Source organism: Streptomyces sp. NPDC055099 (assembly GCF_053607685.1).
In genome coordinates this window covers 519913-534406 of the sequence record NZ_JBSGUA010000003.1, presented here as the reverse complement: position 1 = coordinate 534406, position 14494 = coordinate 519913, and the positions used below count along the sequence as shown (strand labels likewise).

Below are 14494 nucleotides of genomic sequence, written 5' to 3'. Positions count from 1 at the left end.
CAGGGAATGATGACGGGAAGTTCTGAAGTTCTGTTGTCCGGACAAAGGATTGACAGGATCGCGGGGCGTCGCGAGGGTTGGTCCATGCGCATCGGACTGATCGGAACGGGCCGTATCGGCACATTTCATTCTGCGGCTCTGCAGCGGCATCCGGAGGTGGGCGCCCTGGTCGTCGCCGACGCCGACGCCGGGCGGGCCGCCGGGCTCGCCGCACGGATCGGCGCGGCCTCCGCGCCGTCGGTGGACGACGTCTTCACGGGCAGCAGCCGGACAGCCGCCGTGGACGCCGTGGTGATCACCGCGGCGACCTCCGCGCACGCCGAGCTGATCGGCAAGGCGGCGCGTGCGGGGCTTCCGGTCTTCTGCGAGAAGCCCATCGCCCTGGATCTGCCCGGTACGCTCGCCGCGCTCCGGGAGGTCGAGGCCGCGGGCACGGTGCTTCAACTGGGCTTCCAGCGGCGGTTCGACGCGGGGTACGCGGCGGCGCGCGAGGCCGTGCGGTCGGGGCGGCTCGGGCGGCTGCACACCGTCCGGGCGATGACCTCCGATCCCGCGCCGCCGCCGGCCTCGTATCTCCCGCTCTCCGGCGGGCTCTACCGCGACTGCCTGGTCCATGACTTCGACATGCTGCGGTGGGTCACGGGCCGCGAGGTGACGCAGGTGTACGCGACCGGGTCGGACGCCGGTCCCTCGATGTTCCGCGACGCGGGCGACGTCGACACGGCCGCGGCGGTCCTCACCCTGGACGACGGCACGCTCGCCACGGCGACGGCCACGCGGTGCAACGGCGCGGGCTATGACGTACGGATGGAACTGGCCGGGGAGGAGGACCAGATCGCGGTCGGCTTCGACGACCGCACTCCCCTGTCGTCCGTGGAGCCCTCCGGCCCGCCGCCCCCAGAGAAGCCGTGGCCCGGCTTCCTCGAACGCTTCACGCCCGCGTACGAGGCGGAACTCGCGGCGTTCGTGGATGTCGTACGGGGCGTGCGGGCCAACCCTTGCGACGGCCGTGAGGCGCTGGAGGCCCTGCGCGTCGCTGAGGCGTGCGAACTGTCGCGCAGGGAGCGGCGGTTGGTTCACATGACGGAGATCGACGGGGGCTGAGCCCGTCGCCGAGCCCCTCCGGCGGGCCCCGGCCTCAGGGTGCTACTCCACCCCGTCCAGCAGCCCCGCGTCATGCGCCAACAGCGCGATCTGCACCCGGTTGTTGAGGTCCAGCTTCGTCAGGATGCGGGAGACGTGGGCCTTGACCGTGGCCACGCTCAGGAAGAGTTCCGCCGCGATGTCCGCGTTCGACGCGCCCCGGCCCACCGCGACCGCCACCTCCCTCTCCCGCTCCCCCAGCAGGTCGAGACGGGCCAACGCCCGCTCCCGGCGGCCCTGTTGGGGGTCCACGCCCGTCACGCGGGTGATCAACTGCTGCGTCACCGTGGGGGACAGCACCGGCTCCCCCGCCGCGACCGCCCGTACCGCCGCGACGATCTCGGCGGGCGGGGTGTCCTTGAGGACGAACCCGGCCGCTCCCGCCCGCAGGGCCCGCAGCACCTGTTCGTCGGCGTGGAAGGTCGTGAGGACGATGACCTCGGGTGCGTCGGGGCGCTTGCGGAGGGCCTCCGTCGCCGCGAGGCCGTCCATCGTCGGCATGCGGATGTCCATCAGGACGACGTCGGGGCGGAGCTCGCCGACCAGCGGAGCCACCTGGGAGCCGTCCGCGGCCTCGCCGACGATCTCGATGTCGTCCGCGCCACCCATCATGAAGGACAGACCGGCACGGACCAGCGGGTCGTCGTCGACGAGAAGGACGCGGATCGGGTTCATGGGGCCACAGTAACGAGATCTCGGGGTCCCGATCACGCCCGCCGTACGGGTGGGGCCGGGCCGCGGTAGGGGGGCCGGAACAGCACCCCCTAGAAGCGCTTGTACGCCTGGAGAAGCACCGGTGCGGGCATCTAGGCTCGCGGCGGAAGCAGGTCGGCTCGGCTGGGCAGCCCGAGGCATGGAGGTATGCGCCATGGTCGACAGCGAACAGCTCTCCGCACGCGTGCGGTCCGCACAGGCCGCGCCGGGCGGCTCCTTCCGTGAGGGCGAGCTCCTGTGCGCACCCCCCGAGAGCGCAGGCGAACGCGCCCCGTGGGACATCGGCCAGGTGCAGCCCGCCGTCGTCGAGTGGGACCGCGAGGGCACCATCCGCGGTGAAGTGCTCGACGCGGGCTGCGGTTTCGGCCAGAACGCCGCGTTCCTCGCCTCGCGGGGGCACAGGGTCACCGGCATCGACTCCTCGCCCGAGGCGATCGGCAGGGCGCGGGACCTCGTGCGGGGGCGCTTTCCGGGCGTCACGTTCACCGTCGCCGACCTCACCGGACTCAGCGGCCACGACGGCCGGTTCGACACCGTCGTCGACAGCGCCCTGTTCCACTGCCTGGACCGGGAGGAGCGGCCCCGCTATCTGCGAGCGCTGCACCGGGCCACCGCGCCCGGCGCTCATCTGCACCTGCTGTGCTTCTCGGACGCGCTGCCGCCCGGGAACCCCGACCTCTTCCGCATCTCCGCCCAGGAGCTGCGCGGCTCCCTGAAGGCGGAAGGCTGGGCGAGCTGCGAGCTGCGCCGGGGCACGCTGCTCGGGTGCGTGCCGTCCGAGGAACTGCGCGAGATCTACCTCAGCCGCTTCAGCCCCGACGGCGGCGCCGACACCTACGGGGTGGCGCACAGCCCCGCGTGGTGGGCGCGGGCCCGGCGGGTGTGAGCGTCAGCCCGGCGCGTGTGTGCGTCAGCCTGCCGCGTGTGAGTGTCAGCCTGCCGCGCCGCAGTTCTTCTCGCGCCCGACGGGCGGTGCCGCGTCGAGGACCCAGCGGTCGTCGCTGCGGACGGCGGCCCACGCGGTGCACACCGTGCCCTTGGCCCCCGCGTCGGCGGTGACGGTGACCACCGGGTCGCCGCCGCCCTTGGCCACGGTGGCGCGGACGCGTCGCGGGTCGGCGTCGCCGAGGCGGGTCACATAGTTCTTGGCGTAGTCCTCGCCCGCGCTGTCGGGGTCGACGAGCCGGCCGAACTCGCCGTCGTCCCGGTCGGTCAGGGCCTGTTGCACGGCGGAGCGCAGGCCGTCCAACGAGGCCTCTCCCTCCGGCTCCTCGTTCACGATCGAGACGATGACCGTTCCCATCCAGACGGCGAGCAGAGTCGCGCCGATCAGCAGGACCAGGGAGGACGGCCGCTTCAGCCAGGGCTGCCGCTGCTCGGTCATGTACGTCCCACTTCCACACTCAAGAGGGGCATTTGCACCGCGACAGTACCATCGGCGGATTCACGCCTGAGCCCATGGAGCGGCGCCTTCCGTCCGGAGGGAGGGAACCGGACGGAAGGCGCCTTCGGCACGCCGGCCGCGGGGGGGGGTACGGCCGGTCAACTGCCCCGCAGTTTCTCGATGATGGGCGCGAACGTCTCGATGTAGGGCTGGTGGACCGTGATGTACGAGAAGCCGTACTTCTCGCGGTTGGTCACCAGCTGTTCGGCGATCTCGTCGACGGTGCCGATGAGCAGGTACGGCGTCTCCAGGGCGTCCTCGACGCTGATGCCCATGCCGAGCTGCGTCAGCAGCTTCTCCGCCGTGGCCCGCCGGTCGTTGGTCACCTCGACGGCGTGCGCCAGCATGTGCCACTCCAGGTCCGGGAGCCGGTCTCCCGCGTGTTCCCTGACGAAGCGCACCCGGTCGGCGGCCTCGGCCGCCGAGCCGAGGCGGCAGGCTCCCGCGGGCTTGCCCGGCATCTGGTGGACACCGGAGATGCTGACGATGTCGGCGTGCTCGGCGGCGATGCGCAGCACCCGGTCGCCGACCCCGCCGATGAGCAGCGGCGGCCCCGTGCGGTGGAATCCGCGCCGCTGCACGGCCCGTGACTCGCCCCGCGCCTCGGGCGGGGCGCCGACCTCCGTGGTGAAGTGCCGTTCCAGCTCGGTGACGGTGGTCTCCAGGCGCTCGGCGCGGACGCCGATCGGATCCCAGGGGATGCCGGCCTCGTCGAACTGCCAGCGCATGTGGCTCGCGCCGAGCCCCACTTCGAGGCGCCCGCCGGTGAGGAGGTCGGTGCTGAGGATCTCGCGGGAGAGCAGCGCCGGATTCCAGAACGAGGTGTTCAGGACCAGCGTGCCGACACGCATCCGTTCGGTGGCGTCCGCGGCGGCGACCAGTGCGGGAAAAGGCGCCAGCATTCCCAGGTGATCGGCCGCCAGAACTACGTCATAGCCGTACTCCTCACTCTCCCGGCACTTCTGGGCGAAGGCTTCTCGGGAATCCGCCTGACAGATGTTGAAGGAAAACCGGAATCCGCGCATGGCGTCGAGGCTGGCAGGGCGGAACCACCCTGGCTACCCCAGTCGACGCCCCTTCCCGATAGGGGCATCCCCCTTGTTCAACATAGGGGTTTCGGCCTGTGAGCGGGGTCTCTAGCGTCACTGATCGTCCTGCCTCAATCGACTTGGAGGCTCAACCGATGACAACCCAGCAATTGATCGACATACCCCTGGACGAATTCGATCTGGATATCCGGGTCGACGTCCCGGAAGCCGGAACGGAGGACACCGACCCGATGGCCTGGTGGTGCACCCACCGCTACAGCTGCCGCTGGACCAAGTGCTGCTCCGGTGAGCTCATGCAGAACATGCCCACCGAGTACTGGAACTAGCAGCAGCGCCGGGGGCGACCGCTTGCTCCCGCCGACATGACTCCGCTTGACGGAGGCCGGCGGCTGGGACGTGCCGCGGTCCATCAGTGGCTCGTCCCAGCCCTGGCACCGACCGTACGTGAGGACGCCCATGCCATCGCCGCCGCGCGCACCCGCCCCTACGGACCAGCAGAGCACCGATGCCACCGGCACGCCGCACGCTTCCCCGTGGCGGCCCGCACTGTCCGGCGCCCTCCAGGACCGGGCCGTGGAATGCGCGCGGGCCGTCGGCCTGCGGCTCGCCGACCCGGAGCGGGTGCTCGCCGTCGCGGCCGAAGCCGCCCGCGGCTCCCACCGGTTCGAGTTCGCGGGGCCCTCCCTGGCCTGCGGTTTCCCGAGCATCGCCCTGGCGCTCCTGCACCTCACGCGCGCGCTGCCGGGCGAGGGCTGGGAGCAGCGCCTGCACACCGCCCTGGGGCTCTCCGCACGCTCGACGGCGCGGAGCCCGCTGCACGGTCCGGGGCTGTACGGCGGCACGGGTGGTCTGGCCCTGGTGCTCGCGGGGGCGGCCGAGACGGAGCCGCGGTACGCGCCGACGGCGCTCAAGGTGCAGACCGCGCTCCTTGGGCAAGTGATGTCCGGCCCCTGGCAGTCGAAGCCGTCCGAGGCGCCCGGGGCGTACACGGGGGATCAGGCGTACACGAAGGACCATCTGTACGACGTGGTCACCGGCGCGTCCGGGGTCCTGGGCGTGCTCCTGGCCACCGGTGTCGACAACGCGGCGGGCGAGGAGGCTGCCGGGCTCCTGGTCCGCTACCTGAGCGGTGTCGCCGACGGGGACGGCGCCGGGCGGCTGCTCTCCCCCGCCGACTCCGTCGACCCGGCGCTCCTGGAGGAGTGCCCGCAGGGCTATTTCGACCTCGGGGCGGCCCACGGCGCCGCGGGGCCGCTGGCCGCTCTCTCGCTCGCCTGCCGGGCGGGCCACCGCACCTCTGGCCTGCGCCAGGCCGTGCGGGCGCTCTCGGACTGGGTCGTGGACCACCGCGTACAGGACCCTTGGGGCGTCAACTGGCCCAACCACGTGGGCCGGCACGATCCGCCGGGGCGGGGTGCGGCCACCGCCCGGCCGCCGTCGCGCGCGGGCTGGTGTTACGGCGCGCCGGGCATCGCGATGGCCTTGTGGCACGCGGGGCACGCCCTGGAGGCGCCGGAGCTGCGGCGGCTCGCGGTCGAGGCCGTGGAGAGCGTGCTGGGCCGGCCGGTGCCCGAGCGGCACATCCCCTCGCCCTCCCTCTGCCACGGCGTGGCGGGCCTGCTGATGGTGTGCCTGCGCATGGCCCAGGGAGACCCCAACTCCCCGCTCCAGGACCACATTGCCGACCTGACCGAGCAGATCCTCGACCTCTTCGACCCGGAGGCGCCCCTGTGCTTCCGCGACGAGGAACAGCCCGGCGTGTTCGTCGACGATCCGGGGTTCCTCACCGGCGCGGCAGGCGTGGCGCTCGCCCTGCTCGCCGCGGCCACCCCGGTCGCGCCGTCCTGGGACCGGGCGCTGCTGATGTCGTGACCGGGCGGGCGGCGCGGTGGACCCACGTAGACCGAAAGGCAGGAATCACGTACCCATGAGCCGGCACGACCAGGGCACACCCCCTCCCCCGTCCGCCTCCGGGCCCGACGCCACCTACGAACCCGCGGGCTTCTTCCTGCTGCGCGCGCCCGCCCTGCCCTTGGGCTCCTTCCACCGGCTCACGGCCCCCGCCGACGACGTACCCGAGGGGCCGCACGGCGCGGAGCTGGAGTCCGCCCTGCACGCAGCGGGCGACCGGACCCGGGAGCTGCTGCGCAAGCACGCGGCCGACGCCGAGGTCAGGCAGGCGCTCGCGGTCGCGAGCCCGCCGCTGCTCGCCGCGGTCGACTGCCTCGACGCGGGCGGCACTTCGGAGCGGCGGACCGAGCGCACCTACCGCAGCCTGCTGCGCTATCTGACGCGGATGAGCACGCGCGCCACTCCCTTCGGCCTTTTCGCGGGCGTCGCCGCCGGGCGGTTCACCGACCCCGCGGCACAGGGGGCCGACGCGGGCGGGGAGACGCTGCGTCTGGGCCTGCCCGTGACCGGGGCCGTGCGCACCAGGCCGGACATGAACTGGCTGATGGCGCTCGTGGAAGAGGTCGAGCGCGACGCGGACGCGCCGGAGCACCTCGGGGTCGTCGCCAACCCGACGGCCCACGTCGCCGGTGACCGTCTCGTGCTGCCGGTCGCCGACATCTACGGCACGCGCGACACCCGCTCCATCACCCTGCGCGCCACCTCGGTCGTCCTGGAGGTGCTGCGCCGGGCCGGACGCCCGCTCCCGTACGCCGAGCTGCGGGCCGGTCTGGTCCGCGATCTGCCGCAGGCCGGCGAGCAGAAGATCGACGCGCTGCTGCGGAAGCTGTGGGCCAACCGGTTCCTGATGAGCGACCTGCGGCCCGCGCTGAGCGATTCCCGTGCCGCCGAGACCTTCGCGGCCCGGCTGCCGGACGGCCCCCGCACGGCGCGGCTGCGGGCCGCGCTCGGCACGGCCCTCGACCTCGCGGGGCGCACCCAGGCGGCTGAGCCCGCCGACCGTGAGCGTCTCTTCGCCGAGCTGCACCGCCACCAGACGGGCGTCCACGAGTCGAGCGCGCCGCCCTTCCAGGTCGACATGGCCCTGAACACCGTGGGCGAGCGCCTCCCGCGGGGCGTCGGCGACGCCGCGGCGGACGCCGCCGACGTGCTCCTGCGTCTCGGGCTCTTCCCCTCCGGATTCCAGCATCTGCGCGGCTACCACGACGACTTCGCGCAGCGCTACGGCGAGGACGCGCAGGTGCCGCTGCTCGAACTCCTCGACGCCGAGTCGGGCCTCGGCCCTCCCGCGACCTACACCGAGCCGCTGCCCGACCCGCCCCGCCAGGCGCCGCCGGCGCCCCTGAACCCGCACCGTGACGTCGCCCTGTGCGGCCTGGTGTCCGAGGCGCTGCGCAGTGGCGCGCAGGAGATCGAACTCACCGACGACCTCCTGGACACGCTCTCCACCTGGCGCCCGGAGACCGGCCCCCGGGCGCCCGAAGTCCTGGACGTCTACCTGCAGTTGCAGGCATCCGACGCCGCCGCCCTGGAGGGTGACGACTGGCGTGCGGTGCTGTGTCCGACGCCGCTCGCGGACGGCGGGCGTACGTTCGGCAGGTTCACCGATGTGCTGCCGTCCGAGGTGACCGGGGCGCTGCGGCACTGCGCGCGCCGCGAGGAGGCCGCGCGGCCGGACGCCGTCTTCGCCGAGCTGAGCTATCTGCCGCTGGTGCGGCGGGCCGCCAACGTCGTCGTCCACCCCGGGCTGCGCGACTACGAGATCGTGGTCAACGCGTCCGCCTCCGTACCCGACGACCGCACGATCTCGCTCTCCGACCTGATGGTGGGCGTGCACGACGGCCACTTCTACGTCTGCTCGCGGCGCCTGGGCAAGGAGGTCGTGGTCGGGCAGAGCCATCTCCTGACCGACCTCCAGGCGCCCAACGTGTGCCGGTTCCTGCTGGAGATCGGCCAGGACCGCCACCCGTTGCTCGCGGCCTTCCACTGGGGCCCGTACAAGAGCGCGCCGTTCCTGCCGCGTCTGGTGCGGGGCAAGGTCGTCATCAGCCCGGCGCAGTGGATTCTCCAGCACGGCTCGGTCGCTCCCACGGGTTCCGGGGACGACGGCACGCGCTGGTACCGGGGCGTCCAGGAGTGGCGAGCGCGCTGGCGGGTGCCGCGCTGGGTCCACCTGGTCGAGTTCGACAACCGGCTGCTGCTCGACCTGCGGCACCCCATGTGCGTGGCCGAACTGCTCACCGCGCTGCGGAAGTCCAAGGCTCCTGGCCGCGTCGCCGTGCAGGAGGCGCTGCCGGCCAACGACCGGCACTGGCTGCGGGACACCGAGGGCAGGACCTACACCTCGGAGGTCGTGGTGCCGGTGACGCGGCGCGCGCGGGCCGAGCCGCCGCCGAAGCCCGGCGCGGACGAGCCGCTGCCGGTACGGCTCGCGCGATACCCGGAGCGTCCGCCGGCCGCCGACGAACTGCGCGCGCTGCCCGGCGACGGCTGGGTGTACCTCAAGCTCTACACCTCGGCCAAGCGCCAGGACGAGGCCGTCGCAGGCCCGCTCGCACCGTTCGTGGCATCGCTGCGCGCCGACGGTCTGCTCGCCGACTGGTTCTTCATGCGTTTCGCCGACCCCGAACCGCACCTGCGCATAAGGCTGTTGGCCGCGGACGCCCGGCGGGGCGGGGAACTCCTGGCGCGGACCGCGGCATGGGCGGGCGACGTGGTGCGCTCCGGGCTCGCCTGGAAGTTCGGCTTCGACACCTACTTCCCCGAGGTGTGGCGCTATGGCGGCCCCGTCGCCATGACCGCAGTGGAGCGGGCTTTCGGCACCGACAGCGAGGTCTGCCAGGCCGTGCTGGCCGCACGGCAGGCCGGGGCGCTGCGCCTCGACCCCGCCGTGACGACCGCGTTCTGCCTGGACCGTCTCGCCGAGGCGTGGGGGCTCGACTTCGAGGAGCGGCTCGCCTTCATCCGGGCCCGCTCCGACAAGGACGAGTTCAGCGACGCCTTCAAGCCGCACCGCACCGAACTCTGCGAGCTCCTGCGCCCCTGGCGGCGCCCTGCCGACGACCCGCGCCGCCGCCTCCTGCTCGCCATGACCGAGCCGTACGCCCAACTGGCCGACACAGCACGCGTCTTGAACGAGCTGCACCGCGAGGGCTCCCTCTGGCAGGACCCCCGGGAGATCCTCGCCAGCCTGGTCCACATGCACGTCAACCGGGTGTGCGGCATCGGCCCGAGCCGCGAGCGGAAGATCTACGCGTTCTGGCGCAAGGCGCTGGACGCGTTGGAACAGCGTCCCGACCGCACGGAGGTGACATCACCATGAGCGACAACGAACTCGCCGACCGCGTACGGGCGTTCCGCGAGGACGGCTATGTGGTCCTGCCCCAAGTCTTCGGCAAGGACGAGGTCGCCGCGTTCCGGCGGCTCTACGACGAGGGCGCGGACGACTGGCAGTTCGTGCACGGCCGTGAGGACCCTCCGCTGATCGTCGGCCATCTCGTCGAGCGCAGCCCCCGGGTGGCGCTCGGCGCGGTCACCCGCCCCGCGCTCCTGGACCTGGCGGAGGCCGTGATGGGACCGGCCGTGCAGCTGGACAGCACCGTCCTGTTCAGCGCCGACGCCGAGGACCCGGAGGCGAAGGGGCGGCCCGTGCACTGGCACCGGGACCGGTTCGGGTACTTCCCGAACGGCTCGTACATGAAGCCGCTGCTGGTCATCTGCTTCGCGTACCTCCAGGAGATGACCATCGAGTACGGCCCGCTGCGGGTCATCCCCGGCTCCCACCGCATCCCCGTGAGCATCCCCGAGGACCGCCTGGAGGAGCCGCACGAGGACGAGGTGCTGCTGCACACCACGCCGGGGGACGTCGTCCTCATCCACCACAACCTGCTGCACTCCGGCACGCACAGCGTGAGCGAGGGGCGGCGGCAGTTCCTCGGCATCGGCTACAACACCTCGGCCATGCGCCACGACGAGTCCTACGCCGGACCCAACGTCCGGGCGATCGTCGCGACGGCACGCAAGACGCGGGACCGGCGGACGCTGCGCCTCTTCGGCGAGGACGAGATGTTCGACCGGCGGCAGAACGCGGGCTTCACCACCCCCGAGCGGTCGGCGTGGGAGGCGTGGCGGCGTGCCGACGAGGAGCACGCGGAGGAATGCACCGAAGCACGTGCCCGGGTGGCACAGGCACGAAAGAGGTTCTCGTAATGGAGGAGGTTCCCGGCATGACCCACGACCAGCAAGGACCCGACACCCAGCGGTATCTGACGAAGGAACAGATCGATTTCTTCCACACGTTCGGCTATCTCGTCCTGCCGCAGCTCCTCGACGAGGACGAGATGACCCGCCTCGCCGACGAGGTCGAGCGGTGTCACGCCGACGCCTTCGGCTATCTGGCGGGCGCACGGCCCGAGGGCCAGGGGCTGCCCTCGTACCTGCTGCCGATGATGAGCACCGAACGCACCCCATTCAGCCTCGAACTCATGGAGGACAAGCGGTTCTACGGCGTCGCCAACGATCTGGTCGGCGCCCGCGCGCTGCCCACCTTCGCCGAGAGCATCCTGCTGTTCACGCAGACGCCGCTGCACCGCGACTGCATGCCGGGCATGCACGGGGTCACCTTCGCCGTCTACCTGGAGCCGCTCACCGCCGACACCGGCGCCCTGCGCTTCCTGCCCGGCTCGCACCACGCCGACTTCTCCGCCGCCTCCGACGCGTGGAAGAAGACGTACGGCATATGGGCGGACGAGTGGGGCGAGAAGGCCGTCCGCAAGCAGGTGTCGGAGCTGCCGCTCGACGTGGCCGAGACCCGGCGCGGCGATGTCATCGTCTTCGACTGGCAGGTGTGGCACGCCAGCATCAACGGCGTCGACCGCCTGCAGTGGTCGGTGAGTTACGCCAACGAGCCGACCACCGACGAGGAGGAGACGGCGTTCAGCCGCTTCTTCCACAGCGCTGGCTCGGTCGACCCGGACGCCGCCTACGACACGACGGCCTACCCCCGCTATGACGAGCGGTGGGTGGAGAAGGCCGTGCGCGACCCGAAGATGGCCCCGGTCATCGCCCGGATGCGGGAGCTCGCCATGATCGGCAGCCCCGACGACGAGGTGCACGGGGTCTCCGGCGGCCCGGTGCCGGGGGCGAGCGCCCCACAGGCCCCCGCGTGAGGCTCCTGGTGCTCGGCGGCACGGGCTTCCTCGGCCGCCACATCGTCGAGCGCGCCGTGCTCGGCGGCTGGCACGTCACCACGTTCAACCGGGGGCTGACCGGAGCCGACCATCCGGCGGCCGAGGCGCTGCGCGGCGACCGGGAGACCGAGGGCGGCCTGGCCGCCCTCGGCTCCGGCCGCTGGGACGCCGTGATCGACACCAGCGGTCATGTCCCCGCGTCGGTCGCCCGGTCGGCGCGGCTCCTCGCCGACCGGGCGGGCACGTATCTGTACGTCTCGTCGCTCGCCGCGCTGCCCTGGCCCGCGCAGCCCGCGTCCGACGAACTGGCGCCCCGTGACTGCCCGGCGGACGCGGGCCTCGATGACACGGGATACGGGACGCTGAAGGCGGGCTGCGAGCGGGCGGTCCGCGCGGCCTTCGGCGACCGGGCCCTGATCGTGCGCCCCGGCATCATCACCGGGCCGCGCGACGACGCGGGGCCGGTGCGCGGCTGGCTGCTGCGGGCCGCGCGCGGCGGACGGTTCCTCGCGGGCGGCGACCCCGGCGATCCGGTCCAGCTCCTTGACTGCCGTGATGTGGCGTCCTGGCTGCTCGCCTGCGCGCGGGAAGGCAGGACCGGCAGTCTCAACGCGGCGGGCCCGCTGGGGAGTACGACGCGGGGCGGGCTCATGGACGCCTGCGTCGCCGCCACCGGGGCGGGCGCCGAGCCGGTGTGGGCCGACGACCGCTTCCTGACCGCCGCCGGGGTGCGCCCCTGGCTCGACCTGCCGCTGTGGACGCCGCACGACACCCCGGGTTACGCCCACCTGTGGACGGTGGACGCCGCCGCCGCGTACGCCGCGGGCCTGTCGTGCCGCCCGCTCGGCGAGACGGTCGAGGACACCTGGGCCGAGCTGCGCGACACACCGGCGGGCGAGGCGGAGGGCGGCGCCTTCTCCGCCGAACGGGAGCGAGCACTCATCGACGACTGGCTCGGCCGGCGCGCGACAGCCCCGCAAACAGCTCCGTAGACAGCGGGAGCCCCCACCACGGCAGGAAGGGAGAAGCATGCGGATCAGGCGGATCAGGCCCTCGCGCCGCTCCGACCGGAGCGGAGGGAACGCCGGGCAGCGGGACGCGCCGGACGCCACCGCGCCCAGCACCCCGGAACTCGCCAAGGAACCCTGGGAGATGAACGAGGCGAACCTCTTCTCCGCGGGGTTCTGGGCCATGGCGAGCGGCCTGCCCGCGCTGATCGGGCACGTCCTGCGGCTCGCCTGGCGGACCAGCCGGTTCGACACGTCGGCGGCCATCGTCCTGAACGCCGTCTCGGGCGGCTTCCTCTCGCTCGGCCTGCTGGCCACCACCTCGGTGATGCAGTCCCTGTTCACCGGGGGCCCCACCCCGGACCGGGTACGCGATGCGCTTCCCTCCCTGCTGCTCGTGGCGCTCGCCCTCGCGCTGCGGTCCGGGTTCCAGGCGGCGGCCGCGTGGGCGCAGGCGCGCCTCATCCCCCGCATCGAGCGAGCGGTCGAGCTGCGGCTCATCGAACTGACCACGCAGGTGGACCTGGCGTCGTACGACGACGCGCGGTTCCACGACAGCCTGCAGCGGGCTCGCGAGCGCGGGACGGCGAACGCGCCCGTCACCGCCCGCGCCACCCTCGAGGTGTTCAGCAATCTGGTGGGCCTGGCCGCGGTGGCCGTGACGCTGGGCGTGCTGCACCCGGTGCTGCTGCCGCTGCTGCTCGTCACCGCCGCGCCCGACTGGTGGGCGGCGGTGCGCTCGGCGCGGATGCGTTATCGCGCGCTGTGGGATCTGATCGCGAGCCGCCGCCGCAAGTGGATCATGTTCGAGCTGATGACGGACCGCAGGTCGGCCGCCGACGTGCGGTCCTTCACGATGCGGGACTTCCTGCTGCGGCAGTACGACCGGGTGGCGACGGTCGAGCGCGACGTGCAGATCGACCTCGCGCGCAAGGAGACCGGGGTGCGCCTGGCCGGGGACGCCATGAGCGGGGTCGCCACCGCGGCCACGTATGTGGCGCTCGGGCTGCTGCTCGGTGCCGGGGCGATCCCGCTGGAGGTCGCGGGCGCGGCGGTGCTTGCCATCCGCAGCGGCAAGGAGTCCCTGCACCTGCTGGTGCAGGAGATGAACAGGCTCTACACCGAGGGCCTGTACTTCTGCGACTACCTGGACTTCTGCACCGAGGCCGAGCGCGTCCTCACCCTGTCCGAGAAGCGCGCGGCGCCCTCGTCGTTCGAGCGGATCACCGTGCGGGACGTGACGTTCAGCTATCCCGGCGCCTCGTCGCCCGCCCTCTCGCACACGTCCATCGAGATCGCCAGGGGTGAGGTCATCGCCCTCGTGGGGGAGAACGGCTCCGGCAAGACCACGCTGGCCAAGATGCTCGCGGGTCTCTACACGCCGGACAGCGGGGCCGTGCTCTGGGACGACACGTCACTCGCCGAAGCCGACCGCTCCCAACTGTGGGAACACATCGCGGTCGTGGCGCAGAACCCCACCAACTGGCCGCTCACGGCGCGCGAGAACATCTCGATGGGCGACGGCGGCGAGGAGCGGCGGATGCGCGGCGCGGCGGCCGAGTCGGGCGCCGACCAGTTCATCGACCGGCTCCCGCAGGCCTACGACACGCTCCTGGACAAGCGGTTCGAGAACGGCCGCGAGCTGTCGGGCGGACAGTGGCAGCGCCTCGCGGCGGCGCGCGGCTTCTACCGCGACGCGCGGCTGCTGATCTGCGACGAGCCGAGCGCGGCGCTCGACGCGCGGGCCGAGCACGAACTGTTCCGGGCGATCGGCGGTCACGCCGAGGACCGCACGGTCGTCCTGATCACCCACCGCCTGGCCAACGTCCGGTACGCGGACCGCATCTACGTGCTCGCCGACGGCCGGGTGACCGCGAGCGGCACGCACGAGGAGCTGATGGCGGCCGAGGGCCTGTACGCGGATCTCTACAACCTCCAGGCCGAGGCCTACCGCACGGACCAGCCGAACGGCGAGTCGAACGGCCACCCGCTCGCCCTGCCGCGCCCCACCACACCCGTCGTCTAGCCACAGGAGAG

The 14494-nt window shown here is 72.7% G+C and carries 12 protein-coding genes; 9 read left to right on the top strand and 3 right to left on the bottom strand.

Features of this window, described 5'->3' with window-relative positions; translation table 11 throughout:
- The first annotated feature begins 84 nt into the window (after positions 1 to 84).
- Complete coding sequence (locus ACWFRU_RS10335) at positions 85 to 1104, top strand: Gfo/Idh/MocA family protein (RefSeq protein WP_453685676.1); 1020 nt, start codon at positions 85 to 87, stop codon at positions 1102 to 1104.
- 42 nt (positions 1105 to 1146) lie between these two features.
- Here the strand turns inward: ACWFRU_RS10335 and ACWFRU_RS10330 are convergent, their stop codons facing one another.
- Complete coding sequence (locus ACWFRU_RS10330) at positions 1147 to 1818, bottom strand: response regulator (RefSeq protein WP_453685675.1); 672 nt, start codon at positions 1816 to 1818, stop codon at positions 1147 to 1149.
- Positions 1819 to 2011: 193 nt separating this feature from the next.
- On the opposite strand from ACWFRU_RS10330, the gene ACWFRU_RS10325 reads away from it, so the two are divergent.
- A complete protein-coding gene (locus tag ACWFRU_RS10325; protein ID WP_453685674.1) occupies positions 2012 to 2743 on the top strand; it encodes a class I SAM-dependent methyltransferase in 732 nt (243 codons plus the stop codon).
- Positions 2744 to 2788: 45 nt separating this feature from the next.
- On the opposite strand, the gene ACWFRU_RS10320 is transcribed toward ACWFRU_RS10325, so the two are convergent.
- A complete protein-coding gene (locus tag ACWFRU_RS10320) occupies positions 2789 to 3241 on the bottom strand; it encodes a hypothetical protein (RefSeq protein ID WP_453685673.1) in 453 nt (150 codons plus the stop codon).
- 158 nt (positions 3242 to 3399) lie between these two features.
- Positions 3400 to 4326: an LLM class F420-dependent oxidoreductase gene (locus ACWFRU_RS10315; protein ID WP_453685672.1), complete on the bottom strand. Its 927-nt coding sequence runs from the start codon at positions 4324 to 4326 to the stop codon at positions 3400 to 3402.
- Between the two features lie 158 nt (positions 4327 to 4484).
- Here ACWFRU_RS10315 and ACWFRU_RS10310 point away from each other — a divergent pair, with 158 nt between their 5' ends.
- From ACWFRU_RS10310 to ACWFRU_RS10280, 7 genes are all read left to right on the top strand, one after another.
- Positions 4485 to 4676 (top strand): FDLD family class I lanthipeptide, encoded by a 192-nt coding sequence (locus ACWFRU_RS10310; RefSeq protein ID WP_365818900.1) that lies wholly within the window; start codon positions 4485 to 4487, stop codon positions 4674 to 4676.
- Between the two features lie 130 nt (positions 4677 to 4806).
- Positions 4807 to 6222: a lanthionine synthetase C family protein gene (locus ACWFRU_RS10305; RefSeq protein WP_453685671.1), complete on the top strand. Its 1416-nt coding sequence runs from the start codon at positions 4807 to 4809 to the stop codon at positions 6220 to 6222.
- Positions 6223 to 6277: 55 nt separating this feature from the next.
- Complete coding sequence (locus ACWFRU_RS10300; RefSeq protein ID WP_453685670.1) at positions 6278 to 9583, top strand: lantibiotic dehydratase; 3306 nt, start codon at positions 6278 to 6280, stop codon at positions 9581 to 9583.
- Positions 9580 to 10470, top strand: a complete 891-nt coding sequence (locus ACWFRU_RS10295) for a phytanoyl-CoA dioxygenase family protein (RefSeq protein ID WP_453685669.1) — start codon at positions 9580 to 9582, stop codon at positions 10468 to 10470. The genes ACWFRU_RS10300 and ACWFRU_RS10295 overlap by 4 nt, the downstream gene beginning before the upstream one ends.
- Before the next feature lie 17 nt (positions 10471 to 10487).
- A complete protein-coding gene (locus ACWFRU_RS10290; protein WP_453685668.1) occupies positions 10488 to 11429 on the top strand; it encodes a phytanoyl-CoA dioxygenase family protein in 942 nt (313 codons plus the stop codon).
- Positions 11426 to 12442 carry an NAD-dependent epimerase/dehydratase family protein gene (locus tag ACWFRU_RS10285; RefSeq protein WP_453685667.1) on the top strand — a complete coding sequence of 339 codons (1017 nt, stop codon included), beginning with the start codon at positions 11426 to 11428 and terminating at the stop codon, positions 12440 to 12442. The genes ACWFRU_RS10290 and ACWFRU_RS10285 overlap by 4 nt, the downstream gene beginning before the upstream one ends.
- 37 nt (positions 12443 to 12479) lie before the next feature.
- Positions 12480 to 14483 carry an ABC transporter ATP-binding protein gene (locus ACWFRU_RS10280; protein ID WP_453685666.1) on the top strand — a complete coding sequence of 668 codons (2004 nt, stop codon included), beginning with the start codon at positions 12480 to 12482 and terminating at the stop codon, positions 14481 to 14483.
- Positions 14484 to 14494 lie beyond the last annotated feature (11 nt).

What these genes read in the sequence shown, in the direction of transcription:
- ACWFRU_RS10335 (WP_453685676.1), top strand. Translation starts at nt 85, where the DNA reads ATGCGCATCGGACTGATCGGAACGGGCCGTATCGGCACATTTCATTCT.
- ACWFRU_RS10330 (WP_453685675.1), bottom strand. Translation starts at nt 1,818, where the DNA reads ATGAACCCGATCCGCGTCCTTCTCGTCGACGACGACCCGCTGGTCCGT.
- ACWFRU_RS10325 (WP_453685674.1), top strand. Translation starts at nt 2,012, where the DNA reads ATGGTCGACAGCGAACAGCTCTCCGCACGCGTGCGGTCCGCACAGGCC.
- ACWFRU_RS10320 (WP_453685673.1), bottom strand. Translation starts at nt 3,241, where the DNA reads ATGACCGAGCAGCGGCAGCCCTGGCTGAAGCGGCCGTCCTCCCTGGTC.
- ACWFRU_RS10315 (WP_453685672.1), bottom strand. Translation starts at nt 4,326, where the DNA reads ATGCGCGGATTCCGGTTTTCCTTCAACATCTGTCAGGCGGATTCCCGA.
- ACWFRU_RS10310 (WP_365818900.1), top strand. Translation starts at nt 4,485, where the DNA reads ATGACAACCCAGCAATTGATCGACATACCCCTGGACGAATTCGATCTG.
- ACWFRU_RS10305 (WP_453685671.1), top strand. Translation starts at nt 4,807, where the DNA reads ATGCCATCGCCGCCGCGCGCACCCGCCCCTACGGACCAGCAGAGCACC.
- ACWFRU_RS10300 (WP_453685670.1), top strand. Translation starts at nt 6,278, where the DNA reads ATGAGCCGGCACGACCAGGGCACACCCCCTCCCCCGTCCGCCTCCGGG.
- ACWFRU_RS10295 (WP_453685669.1), top strand. Translation starts at nt 9,580, where the DNA reads ATGAGCGACAACGAACTCGCCGACCGCGTACGGGCGTTCCGCGAGGAC.
- ACWFRU_RS10290 (WP_453685668.1), top strand. Translation starts at nt 10,488, where the DNA reads ATGACCCACGACCAGCAAGGACCCGACACCCAGCGGTATCTGACGAAG.
- ACWFRU_RS10280 (WP_453685666.1), top strand. Translation starts at nt 12,480, where the DNA reads ATGCGGATCAGGCGGATCAGGCCCTCGCGCCGCTCCGACCGGAGCGGA.